The organism is Myxococcus faecalis, from assembly GCF_050039385.1.
In the GTDB taxonomy this organism is placed as follows: Bacteria; Myxococcota; Myxococcia; order Myxococcales; family Myxococcaceae; genus Myxococcus; species Myxococcus fulvus.
The window spans coordinates 3,333,469-3,356,343 of sequence record NZ_CP144336.1 but is presented as its reverse complement, the minus strand read 5'-3'; the positions used below and the strand labels follow the sequence as shown (position 1 = coordinate 3,356,343).

The 22,875-nt window shown below is 70.8% G+C and carries 23 protein-coding genes; 10 read left to right on the top strand and 13 right to left on the bottom strand.

Annotation, left to right across the window (positions count from 1 at the left end):
- Together VZQ01_RS13235 and VZQ01_RS13230 are read right to left on the bottom strand one after the other, a co-directional pair.
- Nucleotides 1-234, bottom strand: coding sequence for a hypothetical protein (locus VZQ01_RS13235; RefSeq protein ID WP_141328710.1), 234 nt, complete (start codon nucleotides 232-234; stop codon nucleotides 1-3).
- Nucleotides 235-550: 316 nt separating this feature from the next.
- Nucleotides 551-2,317 carry an ABC transporter ATP-binding protein gene (locus VZQ01_RS13230; RefSeq protein WP_426748000.1) on the bottom strand — a complete coding sequence of 589 codons (1,767 nt, stop codon included), beginning with the start codon at nucleotides 2,315-2,317 and terminating at the stop codon, nucleotides 551-553.
- Between the two features lie 94 nt (nucleotides 2,318-2,411).
- Between VZQ01_RS13230 and VZQ01_RS13225 the strand changes: the two genes are divergently transcribed.
- On the top strand, nucleotides 2,412-3,260 hold the full coding sequence (locus VZQ01_RS13225) for an aldo/keto reductase (RefSeq protein WP_426747999.1): 849 nt from the start codon (nucleotides 2,412-2,414) through the stop codon (nucleotides 3,258-3,260).
- On the opposite strand, the gene kdsB is transcribed toward VZQ01_RS13225, so the two are convergent.
- A complete protein-coding gene (kdsB, locus tag VZQ01_RS13220) occupies nucleotides 3,261-4,004 on the bottom strand; it encodes a 3-deoxy-manno-octulosonate cytidylyltransferase (protein WP_223783436.1) in 744 nt (247 codons plus the stop codon).
- Nucleotides 4,005-4,109: 105 nt separating this feature from the next.
- Here kdsB and wecB point away from each other — a divergent pair, with 105 nt between their 5' ends.
- Together wecB and VZQ01_RS13210 are read left to right on the top strand one after the other, a co-directional pair.
- Entirely contained in the window at nucleotides 4,110-5,240 is a 1,131-nt protein-coding gene (wecB, locus tag VZQ01_RS13215) for a non-hydrolyzing UDP-N-acetylglucosamine 2-epimerase (RefSeq protein ID WP_248542319.1), read from the top strand.
- A gap of 413 nt (nucleotides 5,241-5,653) precedes the next feature.
- Nucleotides 5,654-6,733, top strand: coding sequence for an RluA family pseudouridine synthase (locus VZQ01_RS13210; protein WP_426747998.1), 1,080 nt, complete (start codon nucleotides 5,654-5,656; stop codon nucleotides 6,731-6,733).
- A gap of 66 nt (nucleotides 6,734-6,799) precedes the next feature.
- Here the strand turns inward: VZQ01_RS13210 and purF are convergent, their stop codons facing one another.
- Complete coding sequence (gene purF / locus VZQ01_RS13205) at nucleotides 6,800-8,188, bottom strand: amidophosphoribosyltransferase (RefSeq protein WP_223746172.1); 1,389 nt, start codon at nucleotides 8,186-8,188, stop codon at nucleotides 6,800-6,802.
- 144 nt (nucleotides 8,189-8,332) lie between these two features.
- Between purF and VZQ01_RS13200 the strand changes: the two genes are divergently transcribed.
- Together VZQ01_RS13200 and VZQ01_RS13195 are read left to right on the top strand one after the other, a co-directional pair.
- Nucleotides 8,333-9,643 (top strand): neutral/alkaline non-lysosomal ceramidase N-terminal domain-containing protein, encoded by a 1,311-nt coding sequence (locus tag VZQ01_RS13200; RefSeq protein ID WP_426747997.1) that lies wholly within the window; start codon nucleotides 8,333-8,335, stop codon nucleotides 9,641-9,643.
- Nucleotides 9,644-9,750: 107 nt separating this feature from the next.
- Entirely contained in the window at nucleotides 9,751-10,539 is a 789-nt protein-coding gene (locus tag VZQ01_RS13195) for a crotonase/enoyl-CoA hydratase family protein (protein WP_223746175.1), read from the top strand.
- 30 nt (nucleotides 10,540-10,569) lie between these two features.
- Here VZQ01_RS13195 and yhbY read toward each other — a convergent pair whose 3' ends face one another.
- From yhbY to VZQ01_RS13180, 3 genes are all read right to left on the bottom strand, one after another.
- On the bottom strand, nucleotides 10,570-10,860 hold the full coding sequence (gene yhbY, locus VZQ01_RS13190) for a ribosome assembly RNA-binding protein YhbY (protein ID WP_141328741.1): 291 nt from the start codon (nucleotides 10,858-10,860) through the stop codon (nucleotides 10,570-10,572).
- Nucleotides 10,861-10,921: 61 nt separating this feature from the next.
- A complete protein-coding gene (locus VZQ01_RS13185; RefSeq protein ID WP_223746176.1) occupies nucleotides 10,922-12,652 on the bottom strand; it encodes a J domain-containing protein in 1,731 nt (576 codons plus the stop codon).
- A gap of 1,051 nt (nucleotides 12,653-13,703) precedes the next feature.
- Complete coding sequence (locus VZQ01_RS13180) at nucleotides 13,704-14,516, bottom strand: hypothetical protein (RefSeq protein ID WP_141331010.1); 813 nt, start codon at nucleotides 14,514-14,516, stop codon at nucleotides 13,704-13,706.
- 191 nt (nucleotides 14,517-14,707) lie between these two features.
- Between VZQ01_RS13180 and VZQ01_RS13175 the strand changes: the two genes are divergently transcribed.
- Nucleotides 14,708-15,424: a TSUP family transporter gene (locus tag VZQ01_RS13175; protein WP_255652742.1), complete on the top strand. Its 717-nt coding sequence runs from the start codon at nucleotides 14,708-14,710 to the stop codon at nucleotides 15,422-15,424.
- Nucleotides 15,425-15,432: 8 nt separating this feature from the next.
- Here the strand turns inward: VZQ01_RS13175 and VZQ01_RS13170 are convergent, their stop codons facing one another.
- On the bottom strand, nucleotides 15,433-15,948 hold the full coding sequence (locus VZQ01_RS13170) for a YfbM family protein (RefSeq protein WP_141331012.1): 516 nt from the start codon (nucleotides 15,946-15,948) through the stop codon (nucleotides 15,433-15,435).
- 196 nt (nucleotides 15,949-16,144) lie between these two features.
- Between VZQ01_RS13170 and VZQ01_RS13165 the strand changes: the two genes are divergently transcribed.
- Nucleotides 16,145-16,636, top strand: a complete 492-nt coding sequence (locus VZQ01_RS13165; protein WP_426747996.1) for a hypothetical protein — start codon at nucleotides 16,145-16,147, stop codon at nucleotides 16,634-16,636.
- Nucleotides 16,637-16,639: 3 nt separating this feature from the next.
- On the opposite strand, the gene VZQ01_RS13160 is transcribed toward VZQ01_RS13165, so the two are convergent.
- From VZQ01_RS13160 to VZQ01_RS13145, 4 genes are all read right to left on the bottom strand, one after another.
- Nucleotides 16,640-16,909, bottom strand: a complete 270-nt coding sequence (locus VZQ01_RS13160; protein WP_223746179.1) for a hypothetical protein — start codon at nucleotides 16,907-16,909, stop codon at nucleotides 16,640-16,642.
- A 103-nt stretch (nucleotides 16,910-17,012) separates the two neighbouring features.
- A complete protein-coding gene (locus VZQ01_RS13155; RefSeq protein ID WP_426747995.1) occupies nucleotides 17,013-17,645 on the bottom strand; it encodes a hypothetical protein in 633 nt (210 codons plus the stop codon).
- A gap of 63 nt (nucleotides 17,646-17,708) precedes the next feature.
- The gene (locus VZQ01_RS13150) at nucleotides 17,709-18,515 is read right to left on the bottom strand and encodes a hypothetical protein (protein ID WP_223746181.1); all 807 of its coding nucleotides are present in this window, start codon (nucleotides 18,513-18,515) and stop codon (nucleotides 17,709-17,711) included.
- Nucleotides 18,516-18,603: 88 nt separating this feature from the next.
- Nucleotides 18,604-18,888, bottom strand: a complete 285-nt coding sequence (locus tag VZQ01_RS13145) for a hypothetical protein (RefSeq protein WP_426747994.1) — start codon at nucleotides 18,886-18,888, stop codon at nucleotides 18,604-18,606.
- A gap of 238 nt (nucleotides 18,889-19,126) precedes the next feature.
- Between VZQ01_RS13145 and VZQ01_RS13140 the strand changes: the two genes are divergently transcribed.
- From VZQ01_RS13140 to VZQ01_RS13130, 3 genes are all read left to right on the top strand, one after another.
- Nucleotides 19,127-21,355: a zinc-dependent metalloprotease gene (locus VZQ01_RS13140; protein ID WP_426747993.1), complete on the top strand. Its 2,229-nt coding sequence runs from the start codon at nucleotides 19,127-19,129 to the stop codon at nucleotides 21,353-21,355.
- A 158-nt stretch (nucleotides 21,356-21,513) separates the two neighbouring features.
- A complete protein-coding gene (locus VZQ01_RS13135) occupies nucleotides 21,514-21,999 on the top strand; it encodes a flagellar hook-length control protein (RefSeq protein WP_141331020.1) in 486 nt (161 codons plus the stop codon).
- A 137-nt stretch (nucleotides 22,000-22,136) separates the two neighbouring features.
- A complete protein-coding gene (locus VZQ01_RS13130; RefSeq protein WP_426747992.1) occupies nucleotides 22,137-22,289 on the top strand; it encodes a hypothetical protein in 153 nt (50 codons plus the stop codon).
- A gap of 51 nt (nucleotides 22,290-22,340) precedes the next feature.
- On the opposite strand, the gene VZQ01_RS13125 is transcribed toward VZQ01_RS13130, so the two are convergent.
- Complete coding sequence (locus VZQ01_RS13125) at nucleotides 22,341-22,850, bottom strand: biotin/lipoyl-containing protein (RefSeq protein WP_141331022.1); 510 nt, start codon at nucleotides 22,848-22,850, stop codon at nucleotides 22,341-22,343.
- Nucleotides 22,851-22,875 lie beyond the last annotated feature (25 nt).

Sequence of the window (22,875 nt, the reverse complement as noted above, 5' to 3'; positions counted from 1 at the left end):
TCAGTTGCCGTCCCAAGCACCAGGGCGGGACACGGCGAACTCCCGGACGTCGGGTTGTCCGACGCGGAAGTCACGCAAGTCGCAGTTGCGGCAGCTCCAGCCCTCCCAGCCACGCTTGACCACCATGTGCAGGCAGGCGTCGTAGTTGGGACAGTACAGGTTGCGCTGCGCCTGGACGGACTCCTCGTCACGCAGGGCGGTGGGCAGAGGGCTGGGGCACGGGGTGATGGACACGGCGAATCTCCCGGATGGGTACGTCAAGGGTCGGCCACTCCCCCCGGCGCGTCGGAACAGGTTGTCGGGACTTCCATTCCCGACCGGAAAGTAAAAGACCCGCCCCCGCATGCGCGGAGACGGGCCCCTGAAACCTTTAGCGTCTTCCACCGCGACGGAAAGCCGTTTCAGGCCACCGAAGCGGAGGTGGACGCCTGACTCTTGCTGTCGGTCAAGGCATCACCTCCTTTCTTGAGGCCGGAACAACTAATCGCCCTCCTGATTTCGCGCCACTTTCCGGTGCGATGAGCGAAGGACGTGGAGGGTAGGCGGGCGTTCAGGCCGCGACGAACTGGCGCTCGACCAGGCGGCGGTAGAGGCCCTCCTGGCCCATGAGGCTGGCGTGGGTGCCGCTCTGGACGATGCGGCCCGACTCCAGCACGAGCACGCGGTCCACGTTGGCCACGGTGGACAGGCGGTGGGCGATGACGAGCGTGGTGCGGCCCTTCATCAGGCGCTCCAGCGCGTCCTTCACCAGGTGCTCGCTCTCCGCGTCGAGCGCGCTGGTCGCCTCGTCGAGGATGAGCAGGCGGGGGTCCTTGAGCACCGCGCGGGCGATGGCGACCCGCTGCTTCTGGCCGCCGGACAGCTGCACGCCGCGCTCGCCCACCTGGGTGTTGTAGCCCTCCGGGAAGCGCTGGATGAAGTCGTGGGCGTTGGCGGCGCGCGCGGCGTGTTCGACCTCCGCGTCGGTGGCGCCGGGCCGGGCGTAGCGGATGTTGTCCGCGATGGAGCAGGAGAACAGCTGCGGCTCCTGGGCCACCATGCCGACGTTGCGGCGCAGCCACTCGGGCTCGAGCGTGGTGAGCGGATGTCCGTCCAGCACCACCGCGCCGCCCTGCGGGTCGTAGAAGCGCGACATGAGCGAGGCGAGCGTGGACTTGCCTCCGCCCGAGGGGCCCACCACCGCGACGACCTCGCCGGGCTTGAGCTCCAGGTCCAGCCCCTGGAGCACGGGTACGTCCGCGCGCGTGGGGTAGGAGAAGCGCACGCCGCGGAACTCCACGTGGCCCTTCACCGACGGGAGCTGGTGGCCTCCGGCGGGGATGGCGGGCACGCGGTCCACCAGCTCGAAGACGCGCTCGGCGGCGCCGCTGGCGCGCATGAAGTCCGCCCACACCTCCGCCACCGCGCTCAGCGAGAGCGCGACGAGCGAGGTGTAGATGAGGAACGAGGTGAGCGCGCCCACCGTGAGCTCTCCGTCCACCACCAGGCGGCCGCCGTACCAGAGCATGGCCGCGGTGGAGCCGTACATGGCCAGCGAGGCGATGCCCATGAAGAGCGCGGACTGGCGCGCGCGGTCCTTGGCCAGCGCCAGCGCGCGGTCCACCGCGGCGCTGTAGCGCTCCACCTCGTGGGCCTCCGCGGCGAACGAGCGCACGGTGCGGATGCCCGACAGGTCCTCCTCGGCGACCTCGCTGGAGGCGGCGAGCGCGTCCTGCACCTGGCGCGACAGCACCCGCACGCGCCGGCCGTACACCACCGCGCCGATGGCCACCGCCGGGATGAGCGCGAGCATCACCAGCGTCAGCCGGGGCGAGGTGAAGAACAGCAACGCCACGCCGCCCAGGGCCTGGAAGGTGTAGCGCAGCGTCATGGAGACGTTGGTGGTGACGGTGTTCTGCAGGACGCTCGTGTCCGAGGCGAGCCGGCTGGTGAGCTCTCCGGTGCGGCGCTCGTCGAAGAAGGCCACCTCCTGGGACAGCAGGCTCTGGAACAGGCGCTTGCGCAGCCGCGTCACCACGCGCTCGCCGGCGGTGCTGAAGAGGTAGGCGCGCAGCGCCATGGCCACCGACTGCACGACGAAGACGGCGAACATCACCAGCGCGATGGTGTCCAGCTTGTCGCGGCTGCGCGCGCCGAGCGCCTCGTCCACCAAATCACCGATGGCGCGGGGGAAGACGAGCGTGGCGGCGCTGCTGAGGAGCAGGAAGAGGGTGCCCACGACGAGCGTGGGGACCTCGGGCCGGGCGAGGGTGAGCAGGCGACCCAGCGTCACGCGCGAGGGGAGCCGGGGCTTGGCGGGTGACGGGCGGGCGGACACCGGCGGAGACTAGCGCGGAGTTTCCCGCTTCGCACGGCTCCCGGCTGTCGGAGCGGGTGGGAGGTGCTCATCCTTCCGGACACGGAGGTAGGCCATGGAGCAGCGCGTCTTCGGCGGTACCGGCAGGCAGGTTCCCGTCCTCGGGCAGGGGACATGGCAGATGGAGGAGGATGACCGCGACGAGGCCATCCGCTCGCTGCGCGCGGGGTTGGACCTGGGGCTCACGCATGTGGACACCGCGGAGCTGTACGGCCATGGCCGCGTGGAGGAGTCCATCGTCTCCGAGGCCATCGCCGGCCGGCGTCAGGAGGTCTTCCTGGTGTCGAAGGTGATGCCGTCCAACGCGACGTACGCGGGCACCCTGGCCGCGTGTGAGCGGAGCCTGAAGCGGCTGCGCACCGACGTGTTGGATTGCTACCTGCTGCACTGGCCCGGCTCGCATCCGCTGGAGGAGACGGTGCGCGCCTTCGAGAAGCTGGTGGCGGACGGGAAGATTCGCTCGTGGGGCGTGAGCAACTTCGGCGTGGCGGAGCTGGAGGAGCTCGTCGAGCTCGCGAAGCCGGAGCGCGTCGCGTGCAACCAGGTGCTGTACCACCTGGAGGAGCGCGCCATCGAACACGCGGTGCTGCCCTGGTGCGAGGCGCGTGGCATCGCGGTGGTGGGCTACAGCCCGTTCGGCAACGGGCGCTTCCCGCGTCCCGACAGTCCGGGCGGACGCGTGCTGGAGGCGGTGGCCCGCGCGCATGGCGTCACGCCCTGGCAGGTGGCGCTCCAGTTCCTGGTGCGCAGGCCCTCGCTGTTCGCCATCCCGAAGGCGAGCCGCGTGGCGCACCTGCGCGACAACGCCGCGGCCGCGTCGCTGAGGCTGTCGCGGGAGGAGCTGGCGCGCCTGGACGCCGCGTTCCCGCTGGGGGCCTACAGCGACGAGCTGCCGATGCTCTGACTACAGCAGGCCCTTCTCGCGCATGACGGCCTCGACCTTCGCGACGTCGGCGGGGATGTCCACGGCCACCGTGCGCCAGGAGACGCGGGCGCAGCGGATGGCGATGCCGTGCTCCAGCGCGCGCAGCTGCTCCAGCTTCTCCGTCTCCTCGAGCGGCGTGGGGGCCAGCTCGGCGAGGCGCAGCAGCACGTCGCGTCGGTAGCCGTACAGGCCGATGTGGCCCCAGCGGGGGACGGGGGTGCCCGTCTCGCGGGCGTGGGGGACCAGGCTGCGGCTGAAGTAGAGCGCGTCGCCGTTGAGCGCGAGCACCGCCTTCACCACGTGCGGGCTCTCCGCCTCGTCGGCCTCCAGGGGGCGCACGAGGGTGCCCATGCGCACGGCGGTGTCGTCGAAGAGTCCGGCGAGGGCCTCGAGCGCGGCCGGGTCGACCAGGGGCTCGTCGCCCTGCACGTTCACCCACACGTCCACATCCGGACGGGCGCGGGCGACCTCGGCCACGCGGTCCGTGCCGGTGGCGCAGGCGGGGCTGGTCATCACCGCGCGGCCGCCGAAGGACTCGACGGTGGCGCGGATGCGCTCGTCGTCGGTGGCGACCCAGACCTCGTGGAAGACGCCTGCTTCCTGACAGCGGCGCCAGACATGCTCCACCATGGGACGGCCGGCGATGAGGGCGAGCGGCTTGCCCGGATAGCGGGTGCTGGCGTGACGGGCGGGGATGACGGCGATGGTGCGCGAGGAGGGCATGGCACACTCCGTCTATCAGATTCAGAACGGACGCTGGCCCCCCGATGGGTGGGCGCCCCGCAGGCACTAGGCATCCGACCCGGCGTGCCTAGCTTGGCTGGCGACATGAAGAAGGTCATCCACATCGTCGGCGCGCGCCCGAACTTCATGAAGGTCGCGCCCATCCACCGCGCCATCGCCGCGCGGAATCAGCTCCAGCAGGTCCTGGTCCACACGGGACAGCACTACGACGTCAAGATGAGCGACGTCTTCTTCTCGGACCTGGGGCTGCCAGCGCCCGAGGTGCACCTGGGCATCGGCTCCGGGAGCCACGCGCAGCAGACGGCCAAGACGATGGTGGAGCTCGAGCGGGTGTTCCTCGAGCACAAGCCGGACCTGGTCTCCGTCGTCGGTGACGTCAACAGCACCGTCGCCGCCGCGCTCGTGTCGTCGAAGCTGGGGATTGCGCTCGCGCACGTCGAGGCGGGCCTGCGCAGCTACTCGCGGCACCAGCCGGAGGAGATCAACCGCGTCGTCACGGACCGGCTGTCCGACCTGCTGCTCACGCCTTCTCGCGACGCCGACGCGAACCTCCTGAAGGAGGGCGCGGACCCGGAGCGCATCCACTTCGTGGGCAACGTGATGATCGACTCGCTGCTCGCCTCGAAGGAGCGGGCGGACCAGCTGCCCGTGCTGAAGACCCTGGGCGTGGAGCCTCGCGGCTACGCGGTGTGCACGCTCCACCGGCCGTCCAACGTGGATGACCCGAAGCTGCTCGGGGGGCTGCTGTCCGCCATCGCGCACGTGGCTTCGCGCGTGCCGGTCATCTTCCCGGTGCACCCGCGCACGCGGAAGATGATTTCGGAGCAGGGCCTGGGTTCGTGGTTCGAGCGCAGCCCGAACCTGCGCCCCGTGGACCCGATGGGCTACCTGGAGTTCCTCGCGCTGACGTCACAGGCGAAGTTGATCCTCACCGACTCGGGCGGTCTGCAGGAGGAGACCACGGCGCTGGGCGTGCCGTGCCTCACGCTGCGCGAGAACACCGAGCGCCCCATCACCGTGGAGCAGGGCACCAACGAGGTGGTGGGCACGGACCCGGACCGCATCCGCGAGTCGGCGGACCGCGTGCTCGATGGTCAGGGCAAGAAGGGCCGCATCCCCGAGTACTGGGATGGGCGCTCCGGCGAGCGCATCGCCGACCTGTTCGCGCGCTTCCTGGGCGTGAGCGAGGATGCCCGGCGCGCGGCTTCGGCGTGAGCGTGTGACGGCGCGCGGTGGGGCTCGTGTGGGCTTCACCGTGTGGCGCGTGCCGCCTCGGCGCCAGGATGTGAGTGCGCATGTGATGGGGGCCCGTGTGGGCTTCACCACGTGGCGTGTGCCCGCCTCGGTGTGACGTTGTGAGGGCGTAAGCGACGGGGACTTGTTTGGGCTTCACCGTGTGGCGCGTGTCTGCATCCGCGTGAGGCTGTGACCGCGTACGCGGCGGGGGAGTGAGGACTCCTCCAGGTGGCGTGTTTCCGCAGGGGCTCGTCGACGTCGGCGTGAAGCCGCTTCGATGCGCAGGTCCTTCTGTTTCCGCGCTGGCTCGGGTGGTGCCTCGTCGTGAGGCCTCCCGACCCTGAAGGGTTCGGACTGTGCGCCGTCCCGCGCCGTGTTAGAGCGCGGAGGTGATGCACGGCGAGAAGGATTCATCGGCGGAGGACTCCTCCCCTGAGCAGGAGCCCTCCGAGCAGGGGGGCTCGAGTCGTGCGCCCGCGTCGGATGCCGCTCCCGAGGGCTTCGTCGACATCTCCTTCGTCGTCGAGCCCAACTATGCGGGCTGGCGCCTGGAGGACTACCTGGGCCAGAAGCTGCGCCGCATGCCTCGCGAGCGTCTGGCCGGCATCATCCTGCGCGGCGTCCGCTGCGAAGGACGGCGGCTGAAGCCCTCCACGCCCGTGTACCCCGGACTGGCCTTCCGCCTGCGCCGCCCCGGCAGCGAGGAGCCGGAGACGCCCACCACGCTGCCCGTCGTCTTCCAGGATGAGTGGCTGCTGGTGCTCGACAAGCCCGCGGGTCTCCCCATCCATCCGACGGCGCGCTACCACAAGGGCACCCTCGTCTCCATCCTGCGCGAGCGCTTCGGGGAGCGCTTCGCCGAGCCCGCGCACCGTCTGGACCGCGAAACCAGCGGCCTGGTCGTCTGCGGTCGCACCACCGAAGCCTGTCGTGTGCTCGGCCGGCTCTTCGTCTCGCGCGACGTGCACAAGGAGTACCTCGCCCTCTGTGAGGGACATCCTCCCGAGGACACCTTCACCGTGGATGCCCCCATCGCCGAGGGCACCGAGCTCATCCGCATCGCCGTGCGCATCGACGCCGTCGAGGGCAAGCCGAGCCGGACCCGCTTCCAGGTGCTCCAGCGATTCACCCGCGATGGTGCGCCCTTCGCGCTCCTGCGCTGCTTCCCGGAGACGGGACGTCAGCACCAGATTCGCATCCACCTGCGTGAGGCGGGCTTCCCGCTGGTCGGCGACAAGATGTACGGCCCGGACCCCGGCTACTTCGACCGCTTCAGCAAGCACAGCCTGGAGCCCGAGGCCTGGTCTCGACTGCGACTGCCCCGACACGCCCTGCACGCCGAGCGCATCGTGTTCCCGCACCCCGGCACCGGCGCGGAGGTCTCGTTCTCGGCGCCGCTCCCCTCGGACCTCGCGGACTTCATCGCGGGCGCGCCCCTGCCGCCTCCGCCCTCCACGGCACCCAGCCGTTGAAACGACGAAGGCCCCCGACCCGATGAAGGGCAGGGGGCCTGGGGCCTCACGCGCGCATGCGCGGCGTCAGGCGGTGAGCTTGTTGGCTTCCTGCGCGGAGCCGGCCATCTCCCCGAGCAGGTACTGACCGGAGAAACACGCCGTGCAGAAGCTGCCCCGGCTGGGGTCTCCCACAGCCTCGCCCAGGCCCTCGATGGAGATGTAGCCCAGCGAGTCCGCCGTGACGTAGCGGGCAATCTCGTCCGTGCTGTGGCTCGCGGCGATGAGCTCCTGCCGGCTGGGCGTGTCGATGCCGTAGAAGCAGGGCCACTTCGTCGGCGGCGAGGAGATGCGCAGGTGCACCTCCAGCGCGCCGGCCGCCTTGATCATCTTCACGATCTTGCGGCTCGTCGTGCCACGCACGATGGAGTCGTCCACCACCACCACGCGCTTGCCCTTGATGACGTTGCGCACCGCCGACAGCTTCAGCTTCACGCCGAAGTGACGGATGGACTGCTGCGGCTCGATGAACGTCCGGCCCACGTAGTGGCTGCGGATGAGCCCCACGTCATACGGAATCCCGCTCTGCTGCGAGAAGCCGATGGCCGCCGCCACGCCCGAGTCCGGCACCGCGATGACCAGGTCCGCGTCGGGCGCCGGCTGCTCGCGCGCCAGCTGCATGCCCATGCGCTTGCGCACCTCGTACACGCTGTTGCCGAACAGCACCGAGTCCGGCCGCGCGAAGTACACCTGCTCGAAGATGCACCGGCCCAGCCGCGCCGGCTCCGCGAACGGCTTGCTCGTGCGCATGACGCCGTTCTCGATGACCAGCAGCTCACCGGGCTCCAGCTCGCGCACCACGTCCGCCTCGATGAGGTCCAGCGCCGTCGTCTCGCTGGCGAGCACGTACGCGCCTTCCTTCATCCGCCCGAGCACCAACGGCCGGATGCCCAAGGGGTCCCTCACCGCGACCAGCTTGTTCTCGGTGAGCACCAGCAGGCTGTAGGCGCCCTCCACCTTGCGCAGGGCCTCCACCAGCTTCTGCTCGAAGCTCCCCTGTCGCGAGCGCGCGAGCAGATGGAGGATGACCTCCGTGTCGGCGTCCGACTGGAAGATGGCTCCGTCGGCCTCCAGCTTCTCCTTCAGCGCCGCCGCGTTGACCAGGTTGCCGTTGTGCGCGATGGCGCACTGACCGCCCGCGTACTGCACGAAGAGCGGCTGCGCGTTCTTGAGCTGGCTGCCGCCCGCCGTCGAATAGCGCACGTGGCCGATGGCCGACTGGCCGGGCAAGCCGGCGAGCACTGGCGCATCGAAGATGTCCGCCACCAGCCCCATCTGACGGTGGGCCCGCAGGCCATGACCATCAGAGGCGACGATACCCGCGGACTCCTGCCCGCGATGCTGCAGGGCGTGCAGCCCCAGGTACGTCAGGTTGGAGGCCTCGGCGTGTCCCGTGATTCCGAAGATGCCGCACATGGCGCGCTGCCTTACTCCTTTCGGGCGGTGAGCGGAACAGGAACGCACGCCCCTCTGGTGGGTATTCCACCCGTCACCGGAGTCGGCCGATGTGGGCAGACGAGCCTCGCGGCGAGTGCCGCATGCCGTTAGTCTGCGCACCGCATGGTGTTTCCACGACGAGCCTCCTGGCGTTCCCTGTTTCCCCTGGTCTTGCTCACCGTGGGTGCCGCTTATGCATTGGGTTCCTGGAACTGGTGCGGCACGTGGGCGGAGCGCGCGCCGGTGCTGCTGTCGCAGGTGAAGGGCGAGGGGCCGCTGCGCGCGGGCGCGGCGAAGGTGGCCCTGGCGCCGCCGTTCCCGGTGGTGGTGGCGGGGTACTCGCCGCCGCGTCCCGACGCGACGCAGTCCGACCCGCCGCTCCATGCGCGCGCGGTGGTGTTGGAGGCGGGGGGCTCACGCGTGGGGCTGGTGTCGCTGGAGCTGCTGCTCGTCACGGATGTGGTGACGGCGCGGGTGCGCGAGCACGCGAAGACGCTGGGGCTGCAGGATGTGTTGGTGCTGGCCACGCACACGCACTCGTCGCTCGGGGGCTATGACTCGCGGCTGGTGTCGCAGCTCGTCGGCACGGGGCGCTATCGGGAGGACTCGGAAGCGACGGTGGTGGCCGCGGCGAGCGCCGCGCTCGGGCAGGCCGCCTCCTCGCTCACGGACGTGACGCTGGAGCTGGGGGAGGCGAAGGAGTCCTCGTATGTCTACACGCGCTCGGGTGGCACCGCGCCGGATGGGACGCTGACGCGCGCGGTGCTGCGCGGTGAGGCAGCGCCCGTGGCGGAGCTGCTCTTCTTCGCGGCGCATCCAGCGATGGTGCCTCGGCAGCGCGCGTACGTGGACCCGGACTATCCGGGCCGCTTGAGCACGCTGCGCGAGTCCGAGGGCAGCGGCGTGACGCTGTTGTTGCAGGGCGCGGTGGGCAACGCGTCGGTGGCGTACTCGGAGGGGCAGGGGCTGGAGCGGGTGTCGGGCTTCGCGCGGGCCTTGTCGGAGCTGGCGGGCAAGGCGCCCCTGGCTTCGGCGGGGCCGTCGGTGCGGCTGTCGCTGGCGCGCGCGGAGGCGGTGATGCCCCGGCCGGATGCGTCGCGGCTGGTGCCGGCCTTCACCCGGGCGGCTGGGGATAACTTGTTGTGTGGCTCGGCCGAGCGTGTGGCCGAGGTGTCCGCGTTGGTGTTGGGGCCGCTGGAGCTGGTGACGGTGCCGGGCGAGCCCACGGTGGATGCGGGCGCGGAGCTGGTGCGGCGCACGGGGGCCTCGGGCGTGCTGGGGCTCGCGGGAGGGTACGTGGGCTACGTGGAGACTCCGGACCTGGTGAACGCGAAGGGCGGAGAGTCGCGCAGGCAGTACTTCGGGCCCGCGTTGTTGGAGCGTCTGGGCGTGGCGGCGGAGCTGGCCGCGAGCACGGCGGGCTTCACGCGCTGACGGTGGGCCGTGTCTGAACGTCGTGCGGTGGACGGCGTGACACGCGTGATGGTGCGCGCGGCGCCGCGTGGCGGACAATGCGCGTCCACCTTCACCGTGGAGCGCAGATGAGCCCGTCGGACCCTCGCATCACCCTGGAAGTGCGCGGACACCTTGCCCTCATCGGCATCCACCGGCCGGAGAAGCGCAACGCGTTCGACGTGGGCATGCTGCGCGGTCTCTCGTCCGCGGTGACGGAGGCGGACCGGCATCCGGACGTGCGGTGCATGGTCATCTTCGCGGTGGGCGACCACTTCTCGGCGGGGCTGGACCTCGCGAGCGTCGCGCCCGCGCTCTCCAGCGGCGAGCCGCTCTACGCGGAGGGGTTCATCGACCCGTGGGGCATCCAGGGGCCGCCGCGCACCAGGCCCCTGGTGCTCGCTGTGCAGGGTCTGTGTCTCACGCTGTCCATCGAGCTCGTCCTCGCCGCGGACATCACCGTGGCCTCGGAGGACGCGCGCTTCGGACAGATTGAAATCAAGCGCGGCATCTTCCCGTTCGGCGGCGCCACGGTGCGCTTCCCCCAGCGCGCGGGCTGGGGCAACGCCATGCGGTGGCTGCTCACCGGCGATGAGTTCGACGCGCGCGAGGCCTACCGCATCGGCCTGGTGCAGGAAGTGGTGGAGCGCGGCCGGCACCTGGAGCGGGCGCTCGCCCTGGCGGAGACGGTGGCGAAGCAGGCCCCGCTGGGCGTGCAGGCGACGCTCGCGTCCGCGCGACAGGCGGTGCACGAAGGGCCCGACGCAGCCAGGGCCGCGCTGCTGCCCCGGCTGCTGGAGCTGGTGAAGACGGAGGACGCCGCCGAGGGCGTCCAGTCCTTCCTCGAGCGCCGCGAGGCCCGCTTCAGCGGCAAGTGAAGCGGACATGCGGGGCCCGGGGACGGTCCGTCAGAACTTCTCGAACTTGGACTTCTCCTTGCGCTTCTTGAAGAGCAGCGCCGTGCGGCCCAACAGCTGGGCCAGCTCGGCGCTGGTGCCCTCGGCGAGGCGCGCGGCGGCTTCCTGGCGCGACTCGGGGCCCTCGTTGATCTTCACCTTGATGAGCTCGTGGTCGTGCAGCGCCTGCTCGACGGCGGCGATGACGCCCTCGGTGACGCCGGATTGACCGACGATGACCACCGGCTCCAGGTGGTGTCCGAGCGCGCGCAGATGGCGGCGTTGCTTCCCGGTGAGCGACACGTTGCTGTCTCCTTCGACTCCACCCGCGGGGCCCCTGGCCCCTCCGGATGGGGGGCGCACCCTACTTCTTCTGGGCCGCCATGCGAATCTCCCGCTGAGCGTCGATGTGGTCTGGCTGAAGCTCCACGGTCCGCTTGAAGTGCTTCAGCGCCCCCGCGGTGTCTCCCGTCAGCTTCGCAATCACCCCGAGGAAGTAGTGCGCCGGCGCACACCGCTCGTTGCGCTTGATGGCGTTCTGGATTTCCCGGAACGCCTCCGGCTGCGCCGCCTTCTTGTCCGTCGCCGTGAAGAACCGCGCATAGCCCCGCCAGGCGTAGAACTCCGCCTCCTCGGCGTTGAGCTGGATGGCCTCGTTCAACATCTTCACGGCCTCCGGGAACTTGCGCGCCTTCACCAGGATGCACGACTTCTGGAAGAGCTCCTCCGCCATCAGGATGGCGTTGATGTCCACCTCCGCCCCGGCGCCACCACTCTTCAGCTCCTCGAGATAGGCCGCCCGGCTCTTGTCGTCGGACAGCGTCCGGTACGCATCGCCGATGTAGGCGAACACCTCGGCCTTGAGCTTCTCGAGCTCCGGCGGCGCCCCCTGTGGGAGCGTGTCCGGGTGGTACAGCTTGGCCAGACGGAAGTAGGCGACCTTGACCGCGCTGCCGTCCGCCTGCTCCGCCAACCCGAGCCGCTGGAAGTGGTTCTGCTGCTTCAACGCCATCGCCAGCTGCTTGAGCGCCGGAATCTCGTCGGCGCCCGGCGGAGGGCCGGAGACCGTGGGCGGCGCCGGACGTGCTGCCGCAGCGGGCGCGGGGCTCGCCGGACGGGCTGGCGCCGCTCCGACGACGGGCGGCGGACGGGGGGCCGCGGCGGCTCCAGGAGGATTGCCCGGACGGGCCGCTGCCGGCGCGGCGGCACCCGGCGGATTGCCCGGGCGCGCGGCCTGCGGTGAGCCCGCTCCCGGGGGATTCCCAGGCGCGGCGGTCGGAGCCTGTGCCCCCGGTGGCGGGGCCGGGCGGGGCGCGGCCGTGGGACCCGCGGTGGGCGCAGGACCGGGCTGCGCGGCGGCCGTGGGGCCCGCCACCGTCGCGGGGGCCGGGCGCGCGGCCGCGAAGGACACCGCGTCCAGCTCGCGCAGCAGGAAGGCCAGGCGCAGCAGGTGGTCGGCGTCCTGTGGGAAGTCCGCGAGGAGCTGCGACACCGAGCGCACTCCATCGATGACCGTGAGCGCGCGAACCTCGTGCGGCGTCAGCCGCAGCTCGCTGGCGGCCACCATCCCACCCGACTTCATGATGGGCAGGTTGAGCACCGGCATGAGCCGACGCTTGATGTCCGCGGAGGGCATGCGGCGCACCGTGTCGCTGAGCACCGCCCACCGGTTGCCCAGCGGCATGGCCTTGTTGCCCGCCAGCTCCCGCAGCTCGAAGGCGAACATGCCGGACTCGGCGCGCAGGCCCTTGAACAGGATGCTGGAGGCTCGCTGCGCCAGAATCGAGAACGCGCTGGCGGGCTGGAGCAGACCGAGTCCGAAGAGCGCGGCGAGCAGGTCTCCGCCGAAGCGCTCCTTGGCGGACTCGGCTTGCTGGAGCTGCTCGGGCGTGAGCAGCCGCGCGCCCATCAGCGACGTGCCCAGCGAGTCCTCGGGGTGGTTGGAGTCGACGAACTCCGGGTTGCCCTTGCGGAAATGAATCAGGATGACCCGGTCCGCGAGCGCCAGCTTGAGCAGGCCCGTCTGCTCCGCGGAGGCGATGCGGCCGAAGAGGTTCAGCGGCGAGGTCTGCTCGAGCTGCCCCTGCGAGGGCATCGCATAGGGAGAGGACTCCGTGGAGACGGCGGGCGCGGCTCCCGTGGAGGGGAAGGGGGCTGCTGGAGGGACGGCTCCCGCCTGCGGCGTGGCGACCTGGGGCTGTCCGGTGGCCGCGTTGGGCGGCGCGACGGGCCGTGCGACGGCTCCGGGGGCTCCGGGGGCCGCACCTGGAACTTGAGGCCGTGCGGCCTGCATCGGGTTCCCTTGCGCCCGAGGATCCCCCGGTCGAACCCCTGGACCCGCCATGGGGACCCCTGGGCCCGCCATGGGTGCACCTGGGCCTGCCATGGGTGCACCTAGGCCTGCCATGGGTGCACCTGGGCCTGCCATGGGGACACCTGGTCGAGCCACGGGCGCTCCCGGGCCTGCTATCGGGGCTCCTGGGCCCGCCATGGGGACACCAGGGCGCGCGTTCGGCGGTGCACCTGGACCCGCCATGGGGACACCTGGACGCCCGGTTGCACCGGGCCCCGCCATGGGCGCACCCGGGCCCGCCATGGGAACTCCTGGGCGTGCGATCGGCGCGGCACCTGGCCCCGCCATCGGCGCGGCACCTGGCCCTGCCATCGGCGCGGCACCTGGGCCCGCCATCGGTACTCCCGGTCCCGCCATCGGCACGCCCGGACCGGCCATGGGCGCCGCACCCGGCCCCGCCATGGGCACACCGCCCGGCCCCGCCATGGGGACCCCGGGGCGCGCTGCCGGGGCCTGGGGCCCGGGGCCGAGGTTCGCCGGCGCGCCGTCACCCCACAGCTCGCGCGGGAACACCTCGCGGGCCTCGGGGAAGCGCCAGGGGAAGGCGAAGTTCAGCCCGTCCTCGGAGACCTGGAGCTTGCCCTTGATGGCGCCGCTGTCGATGAGCAGCTCGATGGTCGGCAGGGTGAGGGGCCCCCACAGGGTGCCCCTGTCGTTGCGGACCCAATATTGACGGACGTCACCCTCCGCCATGCGCGGTTCTGCTCCATTCCTGCTGCGAGAAGACGGCAACCCTACCGCTCTCCCAGGAAGGCTCAAAGCAGACGGCGGGGCGGAGGGCTCATACCCTGTGTCAGGGCGTGGCCCCGTCCAGCACCGCCATCCCCAGGACCGACAGGCAGGCCGGGTCCGCCTGCTGCTCGACGGGCGGGTCGAAGCAGTGCACCTCGCTGTCGAACACCTTGCAGATGCCCGAGGGCGTGGACGCACACGCCGACTTCGAGAACGCCGTCGTGCACGCATATCCACACGCCGGGCCGGACTCCGTGTTGCGACACTCCGGCGCGGGCATGGCGCGCTTCCAGGTGCACATCGCCGCCGCAGGCGGGTCGAAGCAGGTGATGCGCCCGCTCGAAATCTTGCACACCCCCGCCGGCGTCCGGGTGCACCGCACGCCCTCTGACGCGTTGAGGCAGTTGTAGCCACACGTCAGCTCCACCCCGTTGCTGCGGCAGTCCGCGCGGGGCGTCTCCTTGCCGTACACCGCGAAGACCACCGCCGGCGGGTCGAAGCACTCCACCTCGCCTCCGCGCGCCTTGCACACCCCGGCCGGCGACTTCGCGCACTTCACCCGGCCCGGCTGCGTCACGCAGTGGTAGCCACACGCCACCGCCCCGTCGATGGCCTTGCACTCGGGCTCCGGCAGCGCCGCGCCATACGCCTTCACCACGTACGCCGGCGGGTCGAAGCACACCGCCTGCCCGTCGATGAGCTGACAGCGCCCCTGGGGCGTCTGCGCACAGCGGGCGCGGTTCGAGTCGGACTTGCACCCATATCCACACGCCACCTGGCTGTTCATCATCCGGCAGGTGGGCGCGTTGGGGTCCTGCGAGGGTGGAGCCGAGGCCAGCGTGAGCGCCAGCACGGTGAAGAGGGAGGCGAGCATGAAGACCTCGGAGGTGAAACGACCCGGGCATTGACGCCCAAGGTGGCGGGGGACGCAAGAAGCGAGCAGCCGCGACGGCGCCCGTGGTACCCAGGCGCCGCTCGAGGCGAGGGAGACACAGGGTGGACCTACTGGTGGACGTCAGTGCGCAGCACCTGCTGCTGCTGTGTGTCGCGGCGCTGGTGGCGGGCATGGTGGATGCCATCGCGGGCGGCGGCGGGCTCATCACGCTGCCGGCGCTGCTGACGGCGGGGCTGCCCCCGCACGTGGCGCTGGGGACCAACAAGGGGCAGTCCGTGTTCGGCTCGTTCGCGGCGCTGGTGCGCTTCTCGCGCGCGGGGCTGGTGGACTGGAAGCTGGCGCGCGTGACGTTCCCCTTCGGCCTGGGCGGCGCCTTCGCGGGCGCGGCGCTGGTGCTGCTGGTGAAGCCGGAGGTGCTCAAGCCGCTGGTGCTGGTGCTGCTCATCGCCGTGGCCGTGTTCCTGGCCTTCCGCCGCGCGCCGCCCAAGGCCCCCGCGCACGCGGAGCCCTCGCCCCGCTCGCGCGCCCAGGCCATCGGCGCGCTCATCGCGCTGGCCGTCGGCACCTATGACGGGTTCTTCGGCCCGGGCACGGGCACCTTCCTCATCGTCGGCTTCAACACGCTGCTGGGCCACGGCCTGGCGCGAGCGTCCGCGGACGCGAAGGTGGTGAACTTCGCCTCCAACCTGGCGTCCGTCATCCTGTTCTCGCTCAAGGGCGTGGTGCTGTGGAAGGTGGCGCTGCCCATGGCCGCGGCGCAGTTCACCGGCGCGTGGCTGGGCGCGCACCTGGCGGTGAAGGGCGGCGACACCCTGGTGCGCAAGGTGGTGCTCGCCGTGGTGCTGGCGCTGGTGCTGAAGCTGGGACGCGACGTGGTGATGGGCTGAGACGGCCTTCAGCCGATGTGCACCAGCAGCGCGCCGTCGCGGCGGGACACCTGGGCGACGAACTTCTGGAGCTCCTCGAAGTAGGAGAGCACCTCCTCGAGCGGGTCGCTGTCCTCGGGCGGCTCATCCCAGGTGCCGGGGTAGATGTCCTGGGCCTGCATCTTCGCCGGGTCGAAGCGGCGGCGCAGCGTGTTCTCGGAGACGTCCTTCAGTGCGGTGGCGAGCGCCTTCACCTGCGCGGGCGCGAAGACGCGCGCGGTGCCCTCGTCGGAGGGGATGTCGCCCACGTCGTCACCGCCGCGGACGAGGAAGTCCAACGGCGCGCTGCCCTCCCACGCGGTGCCGGTGAGCAGGTACTGGAGGGCATGCCACGCCTCGCCGATGTCCAGCTCCAGGAACGCTCCGCCCTTCGGGTCTCCGAAGTCCTCGTCGTCGTCGAGGAAGTCCTCCAGGCGCTCGGGGGCCTGAAGCAGGGCGCCGCGCTGCGCCTCCGTGACGCTGCGCAAGGTGCAGAGCATCTCCATGCGGGGGACCTCGTGTGACGCGAAAGCCGGGGGAAGTGGAGCGGCGCCGGACCCTACCAGTCCCGGGCGAGCGTGCGGAACTTCGATGCGGGCCCCTCCGCCCCCAGGTCCACCGACGCGGGCCGCGAGTCCTCGGAATGCTAGGCTTCCGACGTCGGGCCGTCGTCCTCGCGGGTGGAAGCCAGGGAGCTCGGGTATGCACCGAGGGGTTCGTTGGGTCATCACCATCGCGGGCGTCGGGGTGTCGCTGTCGCTCGCGGCGCTCCTGCGGCGGCAACTGGCGCAAGAGCCCCGACCCAAGGTCGCCACCGCTCGGGTTTCCGACGCGGGTTCGCCGGACGCGGGCTCGATGCCCATCGAGGACCCCGAGGACCCCCGCACGCTGGCGCCTTCTCAACTGGGGCGCGTCTACGTGCGGACGCTCGACCCCTGGGGGCTCAAGCCGGTGCCGGGAATCACGGTGGCCATCGTGAGCGAGGGCCAGCCGCGTCGGCTGCATCCGGAGCAGTTGAAGACGGATGCGCAGGGCATGGCCCGCTTCCCCAAGGTGCGCGCGGGCGTGTTCACCGTCTGCGCGAAGGGGCCGCGCCACATCGAGACGTGCCAGATGAACCTGGAGCTCTCACCGGAGAGCAGCCACACCGTGGAGCTGTCCATGACGGAGCGCTCCACGGCCGCTGGCAGGTGACGCTCAGCAGGGCAGCCAGGGACCCACGCCGCGCTCGCACGAGTCGTAGCAGACGGAGATGGCCTGGGCGCACACCTCGCTCGAGACCCCGCACTGGGACGGACACCAGGCGTTGGCCTGGTAGCACTCGTCCCAGCAGGAGACCTGGGCGCTCGTCGAGGTCTCGGTCTGGGGCGCCTCCGGGCTCACCGGCTCGCTCGCGGGCGCGCCGCCACCACAGCCGAGGAGGGACAGGCAGACGGCGAGGGACGCGAGGAAGGGGCGCAGCTGCATGGAGGTGCTCCGTGGCGTGGGGGATGACCGCGGACACCACTGTAGCCGAATGGCAGATGCAGACTCGTTCCCAGTTCGGCGTGCCGCCGCGCGCCCCGCACGGCTAGCTGCAGACGCGGCTCTTCACGGGACAGGGCAAGTCGAAGCTGCCCTCCACCCGGATGGTGCGCTCGGTGGCGTCCTTCTTGTTGGCGGAGCTGTGCGTGCGGGCGGTGAACTTGAACGTGCCCGCGACGCCGCGGCCGTCGAACCGGGTCAGCACCAGGACGCCGGGCACGGTGAGCATGTAGTTGACGCCCTTGAGGCGCAGCGCCACGGGCAGCTCGCCGGGCTTCTCGTCCAGCGTGACGAGCGGGTACGCGCCGGGCTTGAAGGGAACGCTCTCCTTGGTGTTCTGCCCGGAGAGGATGCTCAGGCTCGCCGACTGGATGCCGCCCGCGCTGATGCAGTGGACGGACAGGGGGCCGCTCATCGTCCCCTTCGCCGCGAGCTTCGCGGCGGCGGCCTGGACCTTCTTGGGGTCCTGCTTCATCCGGCTGTGGATCTTCTCGTAGACCGCGCGCATCTCCTCGGGAGACATCCAGTGGTCCGAGGTGGCGGACTGCGTGCCGCCCTTGCCGGAGAAGGCCAGCTGCAGGCCTCCCATCACCCGGACCTCACAGGTGCCCTCGCGCCGCGCCGCGAGCGCGGGCAGCGAGCAGAGCATCACGAGGGCGACGGCGGCGGCGTGTCGCATGGGGCGGCTTTCCGGGGCAGGGGGCGGCACGAGGCCGCCCGGTGGTCCCCGGACTGTAGAACGTCAGGGCGTCGGAGAGGCGCTCTTCGGGGTGCCGGTCTCCGGCGGCCGGTCGATTTCCTCGGCCGGGAAGTTGGCGGCCGCCTCCAGGTAGCGCGGCGGCTGGATGCGGCGGCGGTCGCGCTTGTTGAGCCCCTCGGGCTCCACGTAGGTCGGCTCCGCGCCGGCGCGCTGCTCCACGAGGGAGCCGTCGCAGAAGTGCCACCGGAAGGTGCCGTCCATTGCGGCGCGCGCGTAGAACACCGTGGCCTCGCCAATCTTCGGGTCGGCGGTGCACCACGTGCCGCGCGCGGTGGCCTCGCGCTGGGGCGACTCCTCCTTCCACTTGTCCTGGGCCTGGCGCAGCGACACGGCGGCGAGCACCGAGTCCGCGCTGGACAGCCGCTCGCGCGCCTCCTTCACCAGCTCCCCACCCCGGCGCGAAATCTCCGGGAAGGCGCCCTTGTCCTTGAACCCGCACTGCGCGAGGCCCCGGAGGTTGTTCTCGTGGACCGCCAGCACCGGCGGCAGCGTCTGCTGGGCCTCCTTCAGGAGCTCCACCTGCTTCGCATGGTCCAGCGAGGCGGGCGTGTCGAGCTTGTCGGTGCCGTTGACGAAGCGCGCCAGCACGCCGTTGACGGCCGTCAGCTCGTCCGACAACCAGCGCTGCTCCGCGTCACAGGGGCTGGCCTTGGCACCCCCGTAGTCTCGGTAGTCCGCTCGGGAGATGCCCAAGCTGTAGTGCAGGACCGGAGGGGCGGGCCGGGACGCGCACGCCGACAGCGACGCGCCCAGGGCCGCGAGCAGGACTCGGCGACCAGTGACCTTCATGACGCCCCAGTCTGCCATCTGGTTTGCGTGCGAACAAACCACGAGGCGGGCCGGGGCGCCGTTTCACACTAGGAGTGTGAGGGAGTGACTAGAGCGGGCACACGATGGGCCCGCGGCTGCCACAGACGTTGCGGGGGATGAAGTAGTGGCCGAGCTCGTCGCTCCAGTACGCGTACATCTGGAGGCCGTTGTTGCAGCGCACCGAGGGCGTCATGACGATGCAGTGCAGGTCCTCGTTGTACTCCAGGGCGGCCTCCGTCTGGGCCAGCTCGGGGGCGGCCGCCTCGGGCTGCCCGTCCAGGGCCTCGGTGCCACCACAGCCCGCCAACAGCACGCCAGCCAACCACGGCCCCTTCATGTTCCAGCTCCGCATGGTGCCTCCAGGTGAGCGACCGCTCGGGTCGAACTGAGTAGCAAAAGCATCTGGGTTGCGCGGGTCGCATTTAAAGTCGCGGACGGCTCCCGGCGGGGCGGAGAAATCGTGTCCCCTCCCGGGAAGATGGTGCGGGCGCGTCGTTGACCCGTGGGTGGGCGCGCCTCCTTGCGCGTCCCGGACTCGGAGACACGCGATGCGCGGACGCAGGCGGTTCCCTCGGTGCTCGTGGGTGGGAGTGCTTTCGCTGGCCCTGATGTGGGCCACGGGCTGTGGCGAGGCTCCGCCCGACACGCCGGACGTGGCGCTGCCGGACGAGGTGCTGGAGGGGGCCTTCGTGGCGGTGCCGCGGGAGGTGGGGGCCGCCGAGCGGCAGCAGGTGGAGCAGAAGCTGCGAGGCGTGGTGGAGGACTCGGGGCGCGGCTTCTACCTGGCCATCCGGCGGGACCAACTGGCGACGAAGTGGTTCCTGTCCGCGTACATCCAGCAATACCACCCGGGAGGCGCCGCCTACTTCGCGGCCAACTCGCTGGGCACGCGCGTGGTGAGCTTCAAGGAGCAGAACGGCAAGCTGTTCGTCCTGGATGTGGATGACCGCAAGGTCCTGAGCGACATCTTCGACCCGCAGGTGTTGGTGGAGGCGTATCCCATCGTGGAGGACCACCCGCCGTTCCACCGGCGGCGGGGCTCGGAGCAGTACGTGCTCATCGACCCGGCGGCGGGGCTCAACCGCTTCGGGGTGATGGGGGACCTGAACGCGGTGATGATGCGCGCGCAGTTCCAGGTGGAGCTGAGCCTGGCGCAGAAGCTGCGGCCCATCGCGGACGGCGTCACCTTCGAGCAGGTCTTCACCGGCTACTCGAACCTGCCGGATGACATGGCGCCGCTGTACCTGGAGGAGAACCCCTTCCGCACGTCGGGCACGCTGAGCATCGCGCTGCGCCGCTACCAGGAGAGCCCGAGCTACGTGCCCACGCCCGCGCCCGCGCGGGAGCACTACTTCCTGAGCGAGCCGAAGCTGATTCCGAACACGGGAGGCGCCACCGAGCGCGTGGCCGCGAAGTGGGCCATCCAGCCGGGCATGACGCCCATCCGCTGGCGCATCACCCCCAGCCTGCTCACGGTGCAGGCGGACCCGCGCTTCCAGGCGTATGACCTGGTGGGCGCGGTGAAGCGGGGCATCGAGGGATGGAACACGGCCTTCGGCTTCCCGGTGCTCGAGGCGGTGATGGGGGACAGCTCCAGCGACTTCGGCCGCGATGACGAGAACCACCTCATCGTCGACCCGGACCGCGCGGCGTCGTTCGCTTTCGCCGATTGGCGGACCAACCCGAACACCGGCGAGATTCGCGGCGCCAGCATCTACCTGGGCAGCAACTGGCTGGAGGTGGCGCACCAGACCTTCTCAGGGGACGTGGGCGCGCTGGTGGCCACCGAGCGCCCCGCCTCGTCGCTGCGGATGTCCTGGGCCGGCATGGGGGGCGAGGCGCGGTGTGACTTCCACTCCGAGGCGCTGCTCGAGCAGGGCGAGCAGGGGGCGGAGCTCCTCGTCGAGCCCGGCTCGCCGATGACCAAGAAGCAGAAGGTGGAGGCGTACCTCACGTACCTGGTGCTGCACGAGGTGGGGCACACGCTGGGGTTGCGGCACAACTTCGCGGGCTCGCAGGTGTACGACGGCGGCGCGACGGGGGCGCGCTCCAGCTCGGTGATGGAGTACCTGGACCCTCGGGATGCCGTGTACGGCGACGCGCCGGGCGCCTACGACGTGCAGGCAGTGCGCTACCTCTATGGCCTGTCCCCGGGCCTGCCCACCGAGCCGTACTGCACCGACGTGGACGCGCGCGTCGACCCGTACTGCAACCGGTATGACCGCACCGACGAGCCGCTGACGAAGTTCTACGTGCCCGCGATGAACGTGGCGATGAACACCCTGCTGAATGTCTCGCACCCCCTCCTGTATGCGTCGCTGGCGGGCCGGTTCAACGCGACGGCCAACCCCGTGCTCCAGTTCGTGCGCGCGGGCAGCCCGGCGGTGCAGGCGCAGGCGTATCAGCTCGCGATGCAGCAGGTGCGTCCGCCGCTGGTCATTCCCGCTGGGGCTCCCGCGCACTACGCGTCGCGCGCGGATGACCTGGCGCGCAGGCTCCTGGCGCGGCTGTACCTGGACCCGGCGGCGCAGCGAGGCCCCTTCAGCGCCAACCCGCCCGACTCCCCCGCGCTGACGTCGCTGGTGCTGGCGGACGTGCAGGGCATCCTGCTCAACGCGGATGGGGTGCGAGGGTACGTCGCGCGCCGCGCCATGGTGGACATCCTGAAGCTCCAGCAGACGCTGGCCGCGCACTCCATCCTGGTGTCCGCGCGGGACTCGCTCACCGCCGCGCTGCCCACGCTGAGCGCCGAGGACCGGCTGCAGACGACGGACCTGATTGCCCGCATCACCGCCGCGCTGTCTCCGTACTACCGCTGAAGGCCATGCGGCGCGCGCTCGGGGGCGGACGACCCCCGAGCGCAGGGCGGCTGTCGCCTGGCGGGCGATTGGCGCAGCGAATCAGGTTCTCCTGTTTTTCCGCTTGATCTTGTCTTTACGGATTGTGTTTGATGTCTGGCGAATCCAAGGAGACGACCATGCGACGAACGCTGAATACCCGGCTGGGATTGATGGTGCTCGTGTCGGTGCTGACCTCGCCTGTGGCCTTTGCCTCGGGCGGTTTTGGGATGTCGTGGCAGAAGCTGAGTCACTCGCAGGGGGTGGACCACATCGGCTGCTCCAACTGCAATGCGTACTCGGGAGAGATGGCGTGTACGCAGGCGCTGCCGGTGCTCTGCATCCAGCAGGACGGCTCCGCGGTTCCGCCGGGCGTGGTGCCGGACTTCTACAACGGCTGGGCGCGTGGGAACGTCGCCACGACGCTCCCCATCCGCGGCACGTCCCTGACGAGCCTGGCGACCGCGAATCAGCTGTGCTCGGACTCCTTCGGCGCGGGCTGGCGGATGGCCGAGTTCCATGACGGCTCTGGCGGTTGGAGCTGGTATGCGTATGGCAACGTCCGGTCCGATACCCGCCTGTGGGTCTACATCAACGACACCGCCGGGAACTGCTGGAACCCCTGAGTCGATTGCACCGCCGTGCTCCTGGCCGCATCTCCCGCCTCGAAGGGGGATGCGTGCGAGGGGAAGGTCCGGGTCCAACTCCAAGACGCAGCCGGGAGGGACGGACCTCGCGTCCGACTTCCAGTGGGGGCTGCTGGATGACCAGGGCTCGCCTGTGGACCGCTTCTTCGAGTCGCTCGGCGCCGCTGCCCGCGCCCTTGACGAAGTCGCTCACGCGCGTGGAGGACCTGGGGCTCGAGTCTGACGACCCCTACGAGGCGAGGCGCCTGGGACTCTCGCCCCGGCCCTGAACGGCGTGGTAGCGGCGCGCGCGATACAGGGCACGCGCCGCCACGCCCTGGCTACTCGACGACGACGAGCTTCGCGTTGTTCTCCACGGTGGTGCCTTCCTTGGCGAACAGCTCGGTCACCTTGCCCGCCTTGGGGCTCTTGAGCTCGTTCTCCATCTTCATGGCCTCCACCACCACCAGGCCCTGGCCCTCCTTCACCTCGTCGCCCACCTTCACCAGCACCTTCACCACCTTGCCCGGCATGGGCGCGGTGACCAGCTGCTTGCCCTCCACGGAGAAGCCCGCCGTGCCCGCGCGCAGCCGCAGCCGACGCTCGTCCGCGACGTCGAAGCGGCTCACCTGGCCGCGGAGCAGCACGCCCACCTCGTCGCCGTTCTCCTCGAACTCGACGCTGTAGGACTGGCCGTCCACCAACATGCTCATGGTGCCGTGCTCGAGCGCGAGCGCGTCCACCTGGTACGTGACGCCGTTGACGGTGAGCTTGTAGCGCTCGCCACCCAGCGCCTCCAGGTCCACCGGCACCGCTTCCTTCTGTCCCTGCTGCTTCGTGAAATAGCGCATGGAAGTCTCGTGAGCCTCAGGGTGG

Bases quoted from the DNA above. Each gene is read 5' to 3' on its own strand.
- VZQ01_RS13145 (WP_426747994.1), bottom strand. From the start codon at position 18,888: ATGCGGAGCTGGAACATGAAGGGGCCGTGGTTGGCTGGCGTGCTGTTG.
- VZQ01_RS13180 (WP_141331010.1), bottom strand. From the start codon at position 14,516: ATGCTCGCCTCCCTCTTCACCGTGCTGGCGCTCACGCTGGCCTCGGCT.
- VZQ01_RS13165 (WP_426747996.1), top strand. From the start codon at position 16,145: ATGCACCGAGGGGTTCGTTGGGTCATCACCATCGCGGGCGTCGGGGTG.
- VZQ01_RS13130 (WP_426747992.1), top strand. From the start codon at position 22,137: ATGACCAGGGCTCGCCTGTGGACCGCTTCTTCGAGTCGCTCGGCGCCG.
- VZQ01_RS13170 (WP_141331012.1), bottom strand. From the start codon at position 15,948: ATGGAGATGCTCTGCACCTTGCGCAGCGTCACGGAGGCGCAGCGCGGC.
- VZQ01_RS13155 (WP_426747995.1), bottom strand. From the start codon at position 17,645: ATGCGACACGCCGCCGCCGTCGCCCTCGTGATGCTCTGCTCGCTGCCC.
- VZQ01_RS13160 (WP_223746179.1), bottom strand. From the start codon at position 16,909: ATGCAGCTGCGCCCCTTCCTCGCGTCCCTCGCCGTCTGCCTGTCCCTC.
- VZQ01_RS13135 (WP_141331020.1), top strand. From the start codon at position 21,514: ATGCGACGAACGCTGAATACCCGGCTGGGATTGATGGTGCTCGTGTCG.
- wecB (WP_248542319.1), top strand. From the start codon at position 4,110: ATGAAGAAGGTCATCCACATCGTCGGCGCGCGCCCGAACTTCATGAAG.
- VZQ01_RS13125 (WP_141331022.1), bottom strand. From the start codon at position 22,850: ATGCGCTATTTCACGAAGCAGCAGGGACAGAAGGAAGCGGTGCCGGTG.
- VZQ01_RS13210 (WP_426747998.1), top strand. From the start codon at position 5,654: ATGCACGGCGAGAAGGATTCATCGGCGGAGGACTCCTCCCCTGAGCAG.
- VZQ01_RS13195 (WP_223746175.1), top strand. From the start codon at position 9,751: ATGAGCCCGTCGGACCCTCGCATCACCCTGGAAGTGCGCGGACACCTT.
- VZQ01_RS13150 (WP_223746181.1), bottom strand. From the start codon at position 18,515: ATGAAGGTCACTGGTCGCCGAGTCCTGCTCGCGGCCCTGGGCGCGTCG.
- purF (WP_223746172.1), bottom strand. From the start codon at position 8,188: ATGTGCGGCATCTTCGGAATCACGGGACACGCCGAGGCCTCCAACCTG.
- VZQ01_RS13185 (WP_223746176.1), bottom strand. From the start codon at position 12,652: ATGCCCTCGCAGGGGCAGCTCGAGCAGACCTCGCCGCTGAACCTCTTC.
- kdsB (WP_223783436.1), bottom strand. From the start codon at position 4,004: ATGCCCTCCTCGCGCACCATCGCCGTCATCCCCGCCCGTCACGCCAGC.
- VZQ01_RS13200 (WP_426747997.1), top strand. From the start codon at position 8,333: ATGGTGTTTCCACGACGAGCCTCCTGGCGTTCCCTGTTTCCCCTGGTC.
- VZQ01_RS13225 (WP_426747999.1), top strand. From the start codon at position 2,412: ATGGAGCAGCGCGTCTTCGGCGGTACCGGCAGGCAGGTTCCCGTCCTC.
- VZQ01_RS13175 (WP_255652742.1), top strand. From the start codon at position 14,708: ATGGTGGATGCCATCGCGGGCGGCGGCGGGCTCATCACGCTGCCGGCG.